Origin of the sequence: Flavobacterium maritimum (genome assembly GCF_040049085.1) — a bacterium.
GTDB lineage: Bacteria > Bacteroidota > Bacteroidia > Flavobacteriales > Flavobacteriaceae > Flavobacterium > Flavobacterium maritimum.
Genome location: NZ_JBDLZY010000003.1, coordinates 482,770 through 499,249 on the forward strand (window position 1 = coordinate 482,770; position 16,480 = coordinate 499,249).

Below are 16,480 nucleotides of genomic sequence, written 5' to 3' on the forward strand. Positions count from 1 at the left end.
GCATTTTTTGTTTTAAAATCTGTAGCCTAAGGTAATACCACCTCTTCCTACAATTTCGTAGTCGCTTTCATCACTGTTAAATAAGTTCCTACCTGCACCTCCATTTATTTCAAAAACAAACCCTTTTGCTGTGATCCATTTTGCTCCTAATCCAAAGCCTAATGCAAAATCTGTTGTAGTAATTTCACTGTAATAATTGTATTCATTATAAATAGCAGTATCAGTCGAATTTAGCATTCCAAAACCCTCTACAAAAAACCCGGCTGCTGGTTTTTTGCCAAAATAAAAGCGATAATAAGGTGTAACACTAAAATTTTCGCTTATATCATCATCGTAAGACACAAAAAGAGAAACTCCAATTCCTGATTCTTCACTTAGTAAACGTTCATAAGTTCCTTCAAATGCGCCAGCTACTAAAAACAAGGCATTCCCTTTTAATTCATTTTTTTTGAAAACGGTTGTTTCATTTTCCTGACTGTAGGCCGATAGAAATGAGGTTAAACACAATAAGAATATAATTTTTTTCATATGTTTTTACTTTTTTGTCAAATGTAGGATAAATAAGCGAAAATAACTATGTGGTTTGTGCGATATGTAAAATAAATCTTTCCATTGTGAAAAAATACTTGTAGTAAAATCTTATGTGGTGTTTTAATGGAGGTTTTTAAACTTCTGTGGTTTAGTGTTTTGATTGTTTGTTTAGAAAAAAGAGTAATTGATTTATTGGAGGTCACGGTGACAAAATGTTTTTTCGGGGATACAAATTCAAGTTTTAAATGGTATTTAAAATTAGAATTTATGCATTTCATCGGATATATTTGCATTTCGTCCTAATGTGTTAACATTGCTTTGAAATATGTTAACAAAAGAGGTGTTGAAAAAGCGAAATATGTATTTTTAATTAATCAAATAGCTTATAATTGATGATTTTGTATAATTGGTTTCCCAAAACTACCTTGACAACTTAATGATTAAAATAGTAGATGATATACAGAACGAAATAGGAAAAGCCACAGATGAATTATTCATACATTATTATTGACGACGATCAAGAAAGTGTTTTGAAAACAAAAGCAATTGCTGATAGTTTTTCAGAGCTTGCTTTTTTGGCAATGGCCCATAACTATGAAGATGGCTTGAATCTTATATTAGAGCACATCCCAGATCTCATTTTTCTCGAAATAGATCCCCTTAATAAAAACAGTAATTTATCGCTATCTCTAATAAATGAACTGCATCGGTATTTAAAGAAATTGCCTGAAATTATTATAACTACAAGCAAAAAGGAATTAGCGTTTGATGCCATTCAGTATCAGGTAACCGATTATTTTTTGAAGCCTGTAACTCATTTGGATCTCAGAAAATGTATTTTGAAATTGAATAAATCTTATGAAGGGGTTGAAAGGAATACTGTAAAAACAATAGTGCTCGATGAAAGCCCCGCTTCTGTAGTGAAACAAGAGGAGATTTGTACGGAGAAACCATTAATTCTATGTATTAAATCCTATGGAGATTACAGGTATATTGATGCAAAAGATATTTGTTATTTTCAGGCGGATAATAATTCTACAGACTTGCATTTGAATAATGGTGAAATGATAACAGCCTTTAAAACTTTAAAACATTTTGAAGGACTTTTAACTTTTCCTTTTATTAGAATTCATAATAGTTATATTGTTAATCGAAATTATATTTCAAGAATCCATACAGGAAATACGCTCTGTTATATTAAAAATAGTGCAACCAAACTTCCTTTCTCTAAATCTTATAAGGGAAATATAGACCTTATTATTTCGGAAATTTCGAAAGGGAATTACCTAGAGATTTAAAAAGTGGTCATTCACTAGGATTTGATAGTCATTCACTATCAATTGGTTACGTTCTACCACAAACCCTTTTCTTTTTGTCAGAATTTGAAGATGTCTCTGTAGTTTTACATAAGAAATTCCTGCATAAGGTATTCTAAACGAAACTGAAATAAAAAATTAAGAAACATAAAAACCTCAAATTATGAAAAAAGCTATCTTTACAATCGGATTATTCTCTATAGTGTTAGTATTGACATCTTTTACAACACCAGAAACGACTACTACTAAAATTACGGATGGTAACAATGGGGCTGTAGAAATTAATGGTTCTCAATCTGCAGGAGGAAATAGAAAAGTTGATATCAACGGATCTCAATCAGCGGGAGGAAACAGAAAAGTGGATATTAATGGGTCTCAATCAGCAGGAGGAAATAGAAAAGTAGATATTAATGGATCTCAATCTGCTGGAGGAAATAGAAAAGTAGATTAATTAAAAATACATTTATACATGATTAGGGCTGTCAATTTTTTGACAGCCCTTTTTTGTGTCGAAAGTTTTAGTATTTTTGATATAACTCAAAAAAAAAGCTATTGAAAAATTATTTTCTCATATTTTTAGTTCTATTACTTGTTTTTTTCGGTTGTAATAGAGAAAATGATACAATGGATAATTTTAATCCAAAGAGTGATAGCTTGTCATCGTATTTGTCTTTAGCAAACGATTTTAATTTGCCTATTGAAGAAAAACAAAGGTATAATGAAAAGGCATTTGCAATAATAATTAATCAAGAAAATGATTCGCTAAATAGAGCCAATTTATTTAAAGTTGCTAATCGGTATTATAATATGAACGATTGGAAGAATTTTAAAAAAACTATTGAGGTTGTTTTAGTAAAGTCGAAAAGCAGTAAAGACACAGTTTTTATAGCAAAGGCATATTCCTACTATGGTGATTTTTATGGGTCGCAATCAGTATCTGACAGTGCGTTTTTGAGTTATTATAAGGCAGAAAAAATGTATTCGAAACTTAATGATAATTATAATTTAGGTAGAACATTGTTAAACAAAGCTCTGCTGCAATTTAATGAAAGTGATTTTTTAGGTAGCGAAAAAGCCGTGTTTAATGCGTTGCGTGTAGTGAAAAACGATAAAGTCACTGATATCGTATATGATGCGAATAATCTTTTAGGTATAGTTTATAATGAATTAGAAGAGTACGACAAAGCTATAGAATTTCATACAAAAGCTTTGGAAAGTTTAGATGAAATAATAATTCCTCAAGAATTCCAGTCTAAGGCAACTTCCTTAAATAACATTGGATATGTCTATCAAAATTTGCAGAATTATAAAGAGGCGAAAAAATATTTTCAACAAGGATTAGAGGAAAAAAATTTAAGTAGAGATAAGCCATCTTTATATGCGATGCTATTGGATAATTTAGCTTATTCTAAATTTAAACTTAAAGAGACTCAAGGACTGCCCGATATGTTTTATCAGTCGTTAAAAATAAGAGATAGTTTGGAATTAACTTCAGGTATTATAGCAAATAGGATCCATTTGTCTGAATTTTTTGCTTCTAAAAAAGACACTATTAAAGCGGTAAAGTATAGTAAAGAAGCGTTGTCCATTTCTAGAAATTCTAAAAATCTTCGAAATATTTTGGTTGCTCTTAAACAAATGGGTGTTGTGGAGCCGAAAAATGCTTCAATCTACTCAAAAGAATATATCGTTATTAATGATAGTCTCCAAAAGGCTGAGAGAAAGATGGGAGACAAATTTACCAGGATTGAATATGAAACAGATGTGATAAAAGATGAGAATACTGATCTGGTTGTTCAAAACAGAAATATTGTTTATTTCTTTAGTATTCTTACTATGGGTGGGTTGTTTTTATTTGTAATCAAAACCCAAAAAGCCAAACATCGCGAATTGATGTTTAAACAGCAGCAGCAAAAGGCCAATGAAGATATTTATAATTTAATGATTTCTCAGCAGAACATGATAGAAATCAATAGAATAAAAGAGAAAAAAAGGGTGGCGCGGGAGCTGCATGACGGTGTTTTAGGAAGAATGTTTGGAGTGCGGATAAATTTAGACAGTTTGAATAAGATGAATAATGAAACTGCCATTACTCAGAGAAATAGTTATTTGTCCGAATTAAAAAATATTGAGCAGGATATTCGCGAAATTTCACATGATTTGAATAGAGAAAAGTCGGAATTAATTAATAACTTCGTAGCTATAGTAAATGATTTGTTTGAAGAACAAAAAAAGACTTATAAATCAAAATTAGTTGTAACTGTTGATTCAGGAATAAAATGGGAGTCCATAAGCAATTCCATCAAAATTAATTTATATCGAATTATTCAGGAGGCGCTACAAAACATCAATAAGTACGCTAGTGCAAACATCATAAAAATTGAACTCAGAATTGTCGATGATAATTTAAATTTGACTATTAGCGATGATGGAGTTGGCTTCAATGTAAGAACAGCAAAAAAAGGAATTGGCTTGCAAAACATACTTTTTAGGGCCAATGAATGTAATGGAAAAGTTGATATACAATCAAATAAAGGAGATGGTACAACCGTTTCACTAATAGTTCCAATTGAGGAAATAAATAAACCTACACTAATAAAAAATGATAATTGATTCGTCTGACAAAATGGTAATTGAAAATAATATATTAATTGTTGATGACCACCCTTTTATTATTGAAGGTTATAAAAATGCAATCACAAGATACAATCCAAGTGAATTTAATTTTTTTATTACGCAGGCCAAAGATTGCGAATCAGCTTACAAGATAATTACAAATCCTGATATCGCTCCTTTTGATATTGCTTTTTTGGATATAAGTATGCCTTCTTACGAAGAAAAAGGTATTTTTTCTGGAGAAGATTTGGCAACCTTGATTATGGAGTATATGCCTGAATGCAAGATTATTTTGCTTACGATGTATACCGAGCTGTTGAAAATTAAAACAATCATTAAGAATATTAATCCTAATGGGCTTGTCATAAAGAACGATTTGACATTTGATGAGTTGCTCTTTGCTTTTGATAAGGTTTTAAAAAACGAAAAGTATTATAGTCAATCTGTTTTGAAGATGTTAAGTCAATCTCAACATGATGCAATTGAAATTGACCAGTTTGACCAACAGATTCTGTTTCATATATCAAAAGGTACCAAGACAAAAGAAATGCCGCAGTATATTCCGATTTCTTTAAGTGCTATTGAAAGAAGGAAAATAAACCTGAAAGAATTACTGAAAATAAATGAAGGAAGCGATATTGATCTGGTCCGAGAAGCGAGAGACAAGGGATTATTATTTTAGGAAATATTTAATTGATATAACAAAAAACGACACTTATTTAAGTGTCGTTTTGTTTATGTAGCCAAGAGGTTTTATTGGTTCAAAGCATCCCAGCCTCTTGCTTTTAAAGGGATTTGTGTGTTGGCTCGTGTAACTAAATGGATTCCTTCACTTTCTTGTGTCATGTGTCCAATAATGGTGAAATTAGGATTTCCTTTTATTTTGTCAAAATCTTCTATAGGAATGGTAAAAAGCAGTTCGTAATCTTCTCCACCATTGATGGCAACCGTTGTGCTGTCAATATTAAATTCTTCGCAAACATTTATAAACTGTGGGTCTATTGGTAATTTATCTTCATATAAATTACATCCTACTTTGGATTGTTTGCATAAATGAATAATCTCTGATGATAAGCCGTCCGAAATGTCAATCATAGAGGTTGGTTTTATCTCCAGAGCATGTAGTAAAGTTCTAACATCTTTTCTGGCTTCCGGTTTTAATTGACGTTCAATTATATATGTGTAAGCGTCTAAATCTGGTTGTGAATTTGGATTCACCTGAAAAACTTGTTTCTCTCTTTCTAAAACTTGTAAGCCCATATAGGCGGCGCCAATATCGCCGGTCACCACCAATAAATCAGTTTGTTTAGCACCGTTTCTATAAACGATTTCATTTTCATCAGCCTCACCGATTGCGGTAATGCTAATAATTAATCCTTTTTGTGAGGAAGTGGTGTCTCCGCCAATAACATCTACTTTATATTCGTTTGCGGCATGCGTAATGCCTTCAAATAATTCTTCCAAGGCTTCCAGAGGAAAACGGTTGGAAATTGCAATAGAAACTGTTATTTGGGTTGGTTTGGCATTCATGGCGCAAATATCAGACAAGTTGACTACAACCGCTTTATATCCCAAATGCTTTAAAGGCATATAAGCCAAATCAAAATGAACGCCTTCAATCAACAGATCAGTAGAGATTACGGCTTTTTTATCTTTAAAATCAAGTACCGCTGCATCGTCTCCAATTCCCTTTATGGTTGATGCTTGTGTAATTTGAAAGTTCTTTGTTAAGTGATCAATCAAGCCAAATTCTCCTAATTGCGAAATACTGGTACGTTGTGGGTTTTTGTCTTCTATCATGGCTATTGTGAGGAACAAAGCAATAGCTTTATTCGCATGTTTTAATTTAATAAATTTTGGAATCGCAAAGGTACAAACTTGCAAAGTTTTTTTGTTGTAAAGTTTTCGTGTTTTTAAGGTATGATTGATAGGTATATTTCTTGTTTTTTCAGACCTTTATAATAACTTAAATTTATTCATAATGGAATCATTCGATATTGTTACCCTAACGGTTAATCCGGCATTAGATAAAAGTTCTCATTTTAGAGGTTTAATTCCTGAGCAAAAAATTCGATGCGAAACACCACGTTATGATGCAGGAGGTGGAGGAATCAATGTCTCGAAAGCGATTGCCCGTTTGGGAGGAGTTTCTAAAGCAATATTTACATCCGGTGGAGCTTCAGGTGCCATGTTAAAGGAGCTGATTGGGAAAGAGAATATACCATTTGAAGCCATAGAAATTCACAGTTGGACAAGAGAAAGTTTTGTGGCGGTCGACGATAATACGAATTTGCAATATCGTTTTGGATTTAAAGGTGCTGAGGTCAATGCTGCCGAGAAAGAGCAAATTGTTCAGATAATTCAAAATCTAAGATGTAAATATTTAGTATTTAGCGGTAGTTTGAATGAAGGATTACCGTCTGATTTTTACAAACAAATGGCTGAAATCACTAAGAAATCAGGGATAAAATTGATTGTTGATACTTATGGTGAGCCGATGAGCAGAGTGCTTGAAGCGGGAGTCTACATGATCAAGCCTAATGTTGGAGAATTGGCAAAATTAATAGGTGTGGAGCACTTGGAAATAGGAGAAGTAAGTGAAGCTGCAAAGGAGATTATTGCCAAAGGCGGAGCCGAGATTGTTGCGGTTTCTCTTGGTCCACAAGGTGCTGTATTGGTTACCAAAGATGCTTTTGAATTTGTTCCTGCTCCAAATGTGGTCAAAAGAAGTACCGTTGGTGCGGGTGACAGTATGGTGGGAGGTATGGTTTGGGCTTTGTCTCAAAACAAAAGCCTGAAAGAAGTTATTCGTTGGGGGGTTGCCTGTGGTTCTGCAGCAACGATGAATGAAGGAACGCAACTGTTTAAGGGAGAAGATGCTAAACGATTGTTTGAATGGCTGAAGGATAAATAATTTGTTATAACGTAGAGAAGGACTGCAGGCGTCTATACAATTTATGTCTGCAACGAAGATCTGCATTTTACAAAATCAATATAAACAAAAAAACCTGACAATTTTCATCGTCAGGTTTTCTCTTTATTATTGTTTCTTTCTTCTATTCGCTAAAAAAAAAATTAATCATTCAATTTCAATACCGCCATAAACGCCTCTTGCGGAATTTCAACATTTCCTACTTGACGCATACGCTTTTTACCTTTTTTCTGTTTTTCCAACAATTTACGTTTACGGGAAATATCCCCACCGTAACATTTGGCAGTAACGTCTTTACGTAAAGCTTTAATCGTTTCACGGGCAATGATTTTAGCACCAATCGCTGCTTGAATCGGAATATCAAATTGTTGTCTCGGAATCAACTCACGCAATTTCTCGGTCATTTTCTTTCCAATGTTATATGCATTGTCTTCGTGAATCAACGCAGAAAGTGCATCAACCGTTTGACCATTCAATAAAACATCTAAACGAACCAATTTTGAAGTTCGCATTCCAATTGGGGAATAATCAAATGAAGCATATCCTTTAGAAACCGTTTTTAAACGATCATAAAAATCGAATACAATCTCGGCCAAAGGCATGTCAAAATTCAACTCTACACGTTCCGTTGTCAAATACGTCTGATTGGTTATTAAACCACGTTTTTCAATACATAAACTCATTACGTTTCCAACAAAATCAGCTTTGGTAATGATAGTTGCTTTAATATAAGGTTCCTCAACTCGGTCCAAACGAGAAGGTTCCGGTAAATCAGATGGGTTGTTAACTGTAAATGCAGTTTCTGGATGTTTCTTGGTGTAAGCCAAATACGAAACGTTAGGAACCGTAGTGATTACAGTCATGTCAAATTCACGTTCCAATCGTTCTTGAATAATCTCCATGTGCAACATTCCCAAGAATCCGCAACGGAAACCAAATCCCAAAGCTGCCGAACTTTCCGGTACAAATACCAATGAAGCGTCATTCAATTGCAGTTTTTCCATCGAAGAACGCAAATCCTCATAATCCTCTGTGTCTACAGGATAAATCCCGGCAAATACCATTGGTTTTACATCTTCGAAACCTGTAATCATATTCGTTGTAGGCGTTTTGGCATCCGTAATAGTATCACCTACTTTTACTTCTTTGGCTTCTTTAATTCCAGAAATCAAATACCCAACATCTCCTGTCGAAATCACATTTTTAGGAACTTGATTCAATTTCAATGTCCCAACTTCATCAGCAAAATATTCATTGCCGGTAGCCATGAACTTAATTTTTTGGCCTTTGCGAATTTCTCCGTTTTTTACACGGAAAATTACCTCGATTCCACGAAACGGATTGTAGTGTGAATCAAATATCAAAGCCTGAAGAGGCTCATCTTTTACTCCTTTTGGAGCGGGAATTTTTTCAATAATCGCAGCCAAAATATTTTCTACACCAAAACCAGTTTTACCCGAAGCGTGAATAATATCTTCCAATTTACATCCAAGCAAATCAATAATATCATCACTTACTTCCTCTGGATTGGCACTCGGTAAATCTACTTTGTTCAAAACGGGAATAATTTCCAAGTCATTCTCCAAAGCTAAATACAAGTTAGAAATCGTTTGTGCCTGAATACTTTGTGCAGCATCCACAATCAACAAAGCTCCTTCACAAGCCGCAATAGATCGTGAAACTTCATAAGAGAAATCCACGTGACCAGGAGTATCGATTAGGTTCAAGATATATTCTTCCCCTTTATACGTATATTCCATTTGTATCGCGTGACTTTTAATCGTGATACCACGTTCACGTTCCAAGTCCATATTGTCAAGCAATTGAGCTTTTTCTTCACGAGCAGTTACCGTTTGGGTTGCTCCCAATAATCGGTCCGCCAATGTACTTTTTCCGTGGTCAATATGTGCAATAATGCAAAAATTCCTAATATGTTTCATCTTATCCTAAATATCAAATTTATTTGGGCGTGACGGCAGAAAAAGCCGTCGGGCTATTCGCTACAAGTCCTCGTCCCTAAAAAGGCGGGACTGTGGGCTTTCCACTACTATCCCTCACGCAAACGCCGTAAAGCGACAATTAATCTGCAAATATACTCTAAATTCAACAGTTTCAAAGTTTCAAAATAGGAAACTCAAGCATTTACCCAAAGTCTTTTCAAATTGTAATATATATACCCCTTAATTAGTTAGCAAATTATTCAAAATCATCTCCTTACTTATCTAATGTCATTAAGTTTTTTATCCTTTCGCTTAAAAAATGTAATTTTGCAAAAAATTTAAAGGACGATGATTAAGATTGGCAACATTATATTACCCGAATTCCCCCTACTGTTAGCACCTATGGAAGATGTGAGCGACCCTCCATTCCGCAGATTGTGCAAAACACATGGCGCCGATTTAATGTACTCCGAATTTATTTCTTCCGAAGGCCTAATTCGTGACGCCATCAAAAGCCGAATGAAATTAGATATTTTCGATTATGAAAGACCCGTGGGAATCCAAATTTTTGGCGGAGACGAAGAAGCAATGGCATTGTCTTCTAAAATTGTTTCTACCGTAAACCCCGATTTAATAGATATCAATTTTGGTTGTCCTGTCAAAAAAGTCGTTTGTAAAGGTGCCGGTGCCGGAGTTCTTAAAGACGTAGATTTAATGATTCGCTTGACTCAAGCAGTTATCGACAGCACCCATTTGCCTGTTACCGTAAAAACCCGTTTGGGTTGGGATGATAGTTCTATAAATATTGATGAGGTTGCTGAGCGTTTGCAGGATATTGGAGTTGCCGCTTTGAGCATTCATGCCAGAACCCGAGCCCAAATGTACAAAGGTCATTCCGACTGGTCACATATTGCCCGCGTCAAAAACAATCCGAGAATTACAATGCCTATTTTTGGAAATGGCGATATTGACTCTCCCGAAAAAGCATTGCATTATAAAAACGAATATGGTATTGACGGAATAATGATTGGTCGTGCTGCCATTGGTTATCCTTGGATTTTTAACGAAATCAAACATTACTTCAAAACTGGCGAACATTTAGCAAAACCAACAGTTGCAGACAGAGTCGAAGCAGTGCGAAATCACCTCACTTGGGCAATGGAATGGAAAGGAGAAAGACTCGGGATTGTAGAAACAAGACCACATTACACCAATTATTTCAAAGGAATTCATTCTTTTAAAACTTACAAACAAAAACTGGTAACCCTAGACCATCCAGAAGAATTATTTGCTGTTTTGAATGAAATTGAAGAGGCTTATGCAGGTTATGAAGTTGTTTAGTAGTTTGGGTTTACTTTAAAGATGAACTTTGGCGTATGTCTAATCCAACAACTTCTTACTCACTCGACTACTCGCAATCAGTGAAGCTATAAAACCAAGCGTGACAATTGTTGTCATAACAATCAGAACGTTTTCAAGAGTAAAAACTACAGGATAGGCTAAAGTTGGAGTAATCATAATCAATTGGTATTGCTGTTGTAATAACACAATTACAATTCCTAGAACCAAGCCGATAATTCCGCCAAAAACACTCAATAAGGTTCCTTGAAGCAGGAATATTTTTCGTAAATCCTTGATTTCGGTTCCGAGATTGAACATGGTTTTTAGATTTCCTTTTTTGTCCAAAATCATCATAATTAATGCGCCAATCAAGTTGAAAAGTGCTACTACAATCACCAAAGTAAAGATTAAATACACGGCAATATTCTCGGTATTTAGCATTTTATACAAGGATTCATTGAGTTGAGCCCTGTTTTTTACGGTAATCTTATTATTGAAAATAGTTTGAAGCTGGTCTATAATAGCAGCTTCGTCCGCAGCTGTTTTTGTTTTGATTTCTATTCCTGAAATCTGATTGGTGTTGTATTCTAATAATTCTTGGGCCAAACCTAGATCGGCAAATACATACTTGGAGTCCAAATCCTCACTGATGGCATAAATTCCAACTGGGATAATATCTGTTTTGTTAAAGGCCTGTTCTGGATTTTCAATGGCACCTTTTCCCGGTTTTGGCACAAAAACTTCCAATTGATTGTTGAAGTCGAGCAGTCCCATCGAGAATTTTTGGGAAATTCCATAGCCTACTACAACTTGATAGGTGTCGGGACTTAGCCACTGGCCATTGAAAAGCTTTTTTTCAATAGCGTTCACTTTGATGAAGTTACTATCAATTCCTTTTAGGTAGGTAACTTCCTGTTTGCCATCAAAAGTAAACAAGACACGTTCTTCGATTATCTTAGAAAATGAAGCGATACCGTCAATTTTCTTGATTTGACTTTCTTGAATTGGAGAAATAAGAAAAGATTTTCCTAATGTAGTACTTACTTTTAAATCGGGATCGATATCATTGGTAAATGAAAGACTAAAATCTTTCAATCCGGTAAAAACGGATAAAACCACAAACAAAGCCAAAGAACCAACAATAATTCCCATGCTGGCAATACGATTGATTGTATTGATAGCATTGTTTTTACTGTTGCTGATAATATACCTTTTGGCTATGTAAAGCGGAAAATTCAATTTAAGATTGTCTGCGTTTTTCTAAAAGATCACGATTTTCAATTGGATTCTCTTGATTTTTCAATGCATTATCGATTTTTTCAATGTAGTCCAAAGAGTCATCGATAAAGAAAACCAAATTTGGAACTCTTCGCAATTGCAAACGAACTCTTTGTGATAAATCGTGTTTTATTAAGTTGCTGTTTGTTTTAATTGCAGCCAACGTTTCCTTGGCTTTTTCTTGAGGAAAAATACTTAAATGAACCGTAGCCACAGATAAATCTGAAGTTACAACAACTTTGGATACTGAAATTACCAAATTAGTAAGTCCGTTTTTTCTCACTTCACCTTGCAGAATGTCAACCAAATCTTTTTGGATAACCCCACCTATTTTTTTCTGTCTATTTGTTTCCATGCTGCAAAAATACTACTTTTAAGTTTTATACGAACAAATTTTAAAAGTAACCTATTAATACTTGTGTTTTTAGGAGCTATTTCCTGCTATCCGTTACAATCTTTTATAAAGCTCGAAGCCAAAAGGCGTTCAGCTTTATAAAAGGATTTTCACTTCTATCAGGGCTAGGGCTTTCGGAATTAACAAAAACCTCAGTAACTTAGCAACTCAGAACCTCAAAAAAATGCAAAGACCATCATTCTCCATATATGACGCATCGGCCGGCTCCGGAAAAACCTATGCGCTTGTCAAAGAATATCTGAAAATTATTCTTGTTGCACCCAAAAATGATGCTTATCGCCACATTCTCGCTATTACGTTTACCAATAAAGCGGTTCACGAAATGAAAAGCAGGATTGTGGGCAGTCTTTCTGAATTTGCCAAAGATGAACCAAGCGAGAAAGCGCAGGATTTAATGAGAGACTTAGCTATAGATACGGAACTTTCTATCATACAGATTAAAACCAAATCACAGCAAATCATTAAGCATATTATTCATAATTACGCTGCTTTTGATATTTCTACCATAGATAAGTTTACCCATAAAGTTATTCGTGCTTTTGCTCATGATTTAAATTTACCGATGACTTTTGAAGTGACGTTGGATACGGAAAACTTATTGATTGAAGCGGTCGACGCTATTATTGCTCAAGCCGGGGAAGACGAAACATTAACTAAATTGTTAATTGATTTCACAATGGAAAAGACCGATGATGATAAATCTTGGGATATTTCACGTGAAATTCTTGAAACAGGTCGTTTGGTTTTAAATGAAAACAACCGAAACGAAATAATCCATTTTCAGGACAAGACCATCGCTGAATTTGTTGAAATAAAAAAGAAATTAGGGGAGGCTTGCAAAGTTTTAGAAGAAGAATCCATTGTTTTTGCAGATGAGGCCTTATCGCTAATCGATAAAAACGGAATTGATATTAAATCATTTTCGGCTGGGCATTTTCCAAAACATTTGTTGAGTATTCAAGAGGGAAAATTCAATCCTAAAAATAAGACCTACCACGAATTTGATGATGTAAAAATCAATAAAACAGCCAAAGACCGCGCAATTATTGAAAATATAATTCCTGATTTGTTGCAGTTTTTAGACAAGGTTTATAAGACTTTTGAAAAGATAAATTTTTATAAGGCCTTTTTAAAGAATATTACGCCGCTATCGTTATTAAATACGGTTAGCAACGAATTGGCAAAAATTCAGGAAGAACAAAATATACTTTCTATTTCTGAGTTCAATGCGATTATTCATCGCGAAATTCAGAACCAACCGGCACCTTTTATTTATGAGCGATTGGGTGAGCGTTACCGTCATTTTTTTATCGATGAGTTCCAGGATACTTCTGAAATGCAATGGCAAAATTTGATTCCGCTTATCGATAATGCGCTCTCAGGTCAGGATGATTTTGGAGTAAAAGGGACTTTGATGATTGTGGGTGATCCAAAACAGTCTATTTACCGTTGGCGAGGCGGTAAAGCAGAGCAGTTTATCGAGTTGAGTAAAGATCAAAATCCATTTAATAATCCTGATAAAAAACTCGAACATCTAGATAAAAATTACCGTTCCTATTCGAAAATAATCGAATTTAATAATGATTTTTTTAAAATGTTGTCCAATGAATTTCTGCATTTGGATTATAAAGATTTATATGAAAATCACAGCCATCAAAAAATCAATGATAAAGTAGGGGGGTATGTGAATATCTCTTTTATTCCAAAAGTTGAAAATTCAGAAGAGGATGAAGAAGCTCTGGATAAGACAGGATTATATGTCTTAGCGACATTAAATACTATTCAAAAAGTATTACAGCATGGATTTCAATACAAAGATATTGTTGTTCTGACCAGAAAAAGAGATCAAGGTATTGCAATCGCCAATTATTTAAATGAACAAGGTATTCCGTTGTTGTCCTCGGAAACCCTGATGATTCAAAACGCTACCGAAGTCAGGCTGATTATTCATTTATTAAAATACCTGAAAAATAATGCCGATTTAGAAGCAAAAGCCTATTTCTTATTTTATATAGGCGAACATGTTCAAGACAAATTACCGGTTCATGATTTTATTGCCGAAGGAATGGCCTTATTTCAGGAATCTGAATTCGAAAACTGGCTAATGAGTTTTGATATTTCGCTTTCGTTTCAAAACATCAGAAAAAAATCATTGTACGAAGCAGTGGAGATTATAGTTTCAAAATTCCTGGCTTCAAAGGAAGGGAATGCCTATGTACAGTATTTTTTAGATATTGTTTTGGAACGTGATGTGCGTAATCAGGCGGGGATATCAGATTTCTTAAGTTTTTGGGATAAAAATGCGGAGAAATTCAGTATTCCGTCACCTGAAGGGAACGATGCGGTCCGAATTATGACTATTCACAAGTCAAAAGGATTGGAATTTCCGGTTGTTATTTTTCCTTTTGCGGAAGAAGATTATAATCGAAAGCCAAAGGATAAGTTATGGCTTAATGCCGAGGAGCAGGATTTAGGGTTGCCAAAAGTTTTGATTGATAACAGTAGTGCAGTAGAAGGTTTTGGTGAGGAAGCTGCTGAAATATACAATCAAAAAAAGCAGGAAGAATTACTGGACAATATCAATGTTTTATATGTCGCTTTGACTAGGGCAGAGGAGCAATTGTATGTGATTTCGAATATGAATTTGTCAAGTAAAGGCGATGTTCCCAAAAATAATATGTGTGCTTTTTTTATTAATTATCTGATTAGTCAAGGTGATTTTGATGAAAATAAAATAGAATATGAGTTTGGGAGCTCAAAAAAATTATCAAAAGAAAAGAAACATGTCGATACTTCCAAAACGATTCCTTTGGTTCAAAAAATTCTGGATCCAAAAAATATTAAAATAGCGCAACGAGAAGCTTTAATGTGGGGTACACAACAACAGGAAGCTATTGAGTACGGAAATTTAATTCATGAAATTCTGTCTTTTTTGAAAACAAAAAACGATGTTGATTTGGCTCTGACAAAAGCGATAGAAAGTGGGTTGATAACTTTTGGTCAAAAGGAGGCAGTTAATAAAACAATTCAGGAAATTGTTGGTCATCCTGAACTGTCAACTTATTTTGCAGAGGGAAATAAAATATTGAATGAACAAACGATTATTCAAAAGGAAGGTAAAACAGTAAAGCCTGACAGAATGGTGTTGGCTAGAGATAAAAAAGTGTTGTTGTTAGATTATAAAACTGGGGTGCATAATGTTAAATACCAGCAACAATTGGATAATTATCAGGGAGCTATTGAGAAAATGGGGTATAAAGTAGTTAAAAAAGCATTGATATACATAGGGAAAGAAATCGTTATAGTAAATTTGTAAAAGTTTTTGTTTTGGTGTTTATTTATCGAAACTTTAAGCTATAAACTTTAAACCAAAGAAATTAAGTTATGTACGGAAAAATCAAAGATTACTTACAGTCAGAATTGCAAACCATTGAAGATAATGGGATTTTTAAAAGAGAAAGAATCATCACTTCTCCTCAAGGAGCAGAAATCACTGTTAATGGTGAAACAGTTTTGAATTTTTGCGCCAATAATTATTTGGGATTATCATCACATCCAGAGGTAATTCAAGCCGCAAAAGATACTTTAGATTCTCATGGTTTCGGAATGTCATCGGTTCGTTTTATTTGCGGAACCCAAGATATTCATAAAACATTGGAAAAAAAAATATCCGATTTCTATGGAACGGAAGATACAATTCTTTATGCAGCGGCATTTGATGCTAATGGTGGTGTTTTTGAACCATTATTAGGTGAGAATGATGCGATTATTTCGGATAGCTTGAATCATGCCTCTATAATAGATGGTGTTCGTTTGTGTAAAGCGTCACGTTACCGTTATGAGAACAGTAATATGGAAGATTTGGAGCAGCAACTTATTAAAGCAAATGAAGCGGGAAGTCGTTTCAAGTTAATTGTTACTGATGGTGTTTTCTCTATGGATGGAGTTGTGGCTCCTTTAGATAAAATTTGTGACTTAGCAGATAAATATGATGCAATGGTTATGGTTGATGAGTGTCATGCTGCTGGGTTCATTTATAATCGGAAAAACGAAAAATACCAATTAACACAACGAAAAGTATACAAGTAAAAAAACTTACACACCATTTAAA

At 34.2% G+C, this 16,480-nt stretch carries 12 protein-coding genes and 1 pseudogene; 8 read left to right on the top strand and 5 right to left on the bottom strand.

Annotated features, from left to right (window positions below; translation table 11 throughout):
- Window positions 1-12: 12 nt before the first annotated feature.
- Window positions 13-528, bottom strand: coding sequence for a DUF3575 domain-containing protein (locus ABEB23_RS09330; protein ID WP_348812317.1), 516 nt, complete (start codon window positions 526-528; stop codon window positions 13-15).
- 488 nt (window positions 529-1,016) lie between these two features.
- Here ABEB23_RS09330 and ABEB23_RS09335 point away from each other — a divergent pair, with 488 nt between their 5' ends.
- The 4 genes from ABEB23_RS09335 to ABEB23_RS09350 all read left to right on the top strand — a co-directional run bounded on the left by ABEB23_RS09335 (window position 1,017) and on the right by ABEB23_RS09350 (window position 5,145).
- The gene (locus ABEB23_RS09335) at window positions 1,017-1,829 is read left to right on the top strand and encodes a LytR/AlgR family response regulator transcription factor (protein ID WP_348812318.1); all 813 of its coding nucleotides are present in this window, start codon (window positions 1,017-1,019) and stop codon (window positions 1,827-1,829) included.
- Between the two features lie 181 nt (window positions 1,830-2,010).
- Window positions 2,011-2,298: a 3-oxoacyl-ACP reductase gene (locus ABEB23_RS09340; protein ID WP_348812319.1), complete on the top strand. Its 288-nt coding sequence runs from the start codon at window positions 2,011-2,013 to the stop codon at window positions 2,296-2,298.
- Between the two features lie 101 nt (window positions 2,299-2,399).
- Complete coding sequence (locus ABEB23_RS09345; protein WP_348812320.1) at window positions 2,400-4,460, top strand: tetratricopeptide repeat-containing sensor histidine kinase; 2,061 nt, start codon at window positions 2,400-2,402, stop codon at window positions 4,458-4,460.
- Window positions 4,450-5,145 (top strand): response regulator, encoded by a 696-nt coding sequence (locus ABEB23_RS09350; protein ID WP_348812321.1) that lies wholly within the window; start codon window positions 4,450-4,452, stop codon window positions 5,143-5,145. Before ABEB23_RS09345 ends, ABEB23_RS09350 begins: the two co-directional genes overlap by 11 nt.
- Before the next feature lie 71 nt (window positions 5,146-5,216).
- On the opposite strand, the gene thiL is transcribed toward ABEB23_RS09350, so the two are convergent.
- Window positions 5,217-6,263: a thiamine-phosphate kinase gene (gene thiL, locus ABEB23_RS09355; protein WP_348812336.1), complete on the bottom strand. Its 1,047-nt coding sequence runs from the start codon at window positions 6,261-6,263 to the stop codon at window positions 5,217-5,219.
- 181 nt (window positions 6,264-6,444) lie between these two features.
- On the opposite strand from thiL, the gene ABEB23_RS09360 reads away from it, so the two are divergent.
- Entirely contained in the window at window positions 6,445-7,377 is a 933-nt protein-coding gene (locus ABEB23_RS09360) for a 1-phosphofructokinase family hexose kinase (protein WP_348812322.1), read from the top strand.
- Between the two features lie 161 nt (window positions 7,378-7,538).
- Here the strand turns inward: ABEB23_RS09360 and lepA are convergent, their stop codons facing one another.
- The gene (lepA, locus tag ABEB23_RS09365) at window positions 7,539-9,335 is read right to left on the bottom strand and encodes a translation elongation factor 4 (RefSeq protein ID WP_348812323.1); all 1,797 of its coding nucleotides are present in this window, start codon (window positions 9,333-9,335) and stop codon (window positions 7,539-7,541) included.
- Window positions 9,336-9,683: 348 nt separating this feature from the next.
- Here lepA and dusB point away from each other — a divergent pair, with 348 nt between their 5' ends.
- On the top strand, window positions 9,684-10,676 hold the full coding sequence (gene dusB / locus ABEB23_RS09370; protein WP_348812324.1) for a tRNA dihydrouridine synthase DusB: 993 nt from the start codon (window positions 9,684-9,686) through the stop codon (window positions 10,674-10,676).
- Between the two features lie 39 nt (window positions 10,677-10,715).
- On the opposite strand, the gene ABEB23_RS09375 is transcribed toward dusB, so the two are convergent.
- Together ABEB23_RS09375 and rbfA are read right to left on the bottom strand one after the other, a co-directional pair.
- Entirely contained in the window at window positions 10,716-11,915 is a 1,200-nt protein-coding gene (locus ABEB23_RS09375) for an ABC transporter permease (RefSeq protein WP_348812325.1), read from the bottom strand.
- 1 nt (window position 11,916) lies between these two features.
- Window positions 11,917-12,309: a 30S ribosome-binding factor RbfA gene (rbfA, locus tag ABEB23_RS09380; protein WP_348812326.1), complete on the bottom strand. Its 393-nt coding sequence runs from the start codon at window positions 12,307-12,309 to the stop codon at window positions 11,917-11,919.
- A gap of 223 nt (window positions 12,310-12,532) precedes the next feature.
- On the opposite strand from rbfA, the gene ABEB23_RS09385 reads away from it, so the two are divergent.
- Both ABEB23_RS09385 and ABEB23_RS09390 read left to right on the top strand, forming a co-directional pair.
- On the top strand, window positions 12,533-15,685 hold the full coding sequence (locus ABEB23_RS09385) for a UvrD-helicase domain-containing protein (RefSeq protein ID WP_348812327.1): 3,153 nt from the start codon (window positions 12,533-12,535) through the stop codon (window positions 15,683-15,685).
- A gap of 68 nt (window positions 15,686-15,753) precedes the next feature.
- Window positions 15,754-16,404: pseudogene (locus tag ABEB23_RS09390) on the top strand (aminotransferase class I/II-fold pyridoxal phosphate-dependent enzyme); the annotation flags it as partial.
- Between the last annotated feature and the right edge of the window lie 76 nt (window positions 16,405-16,480).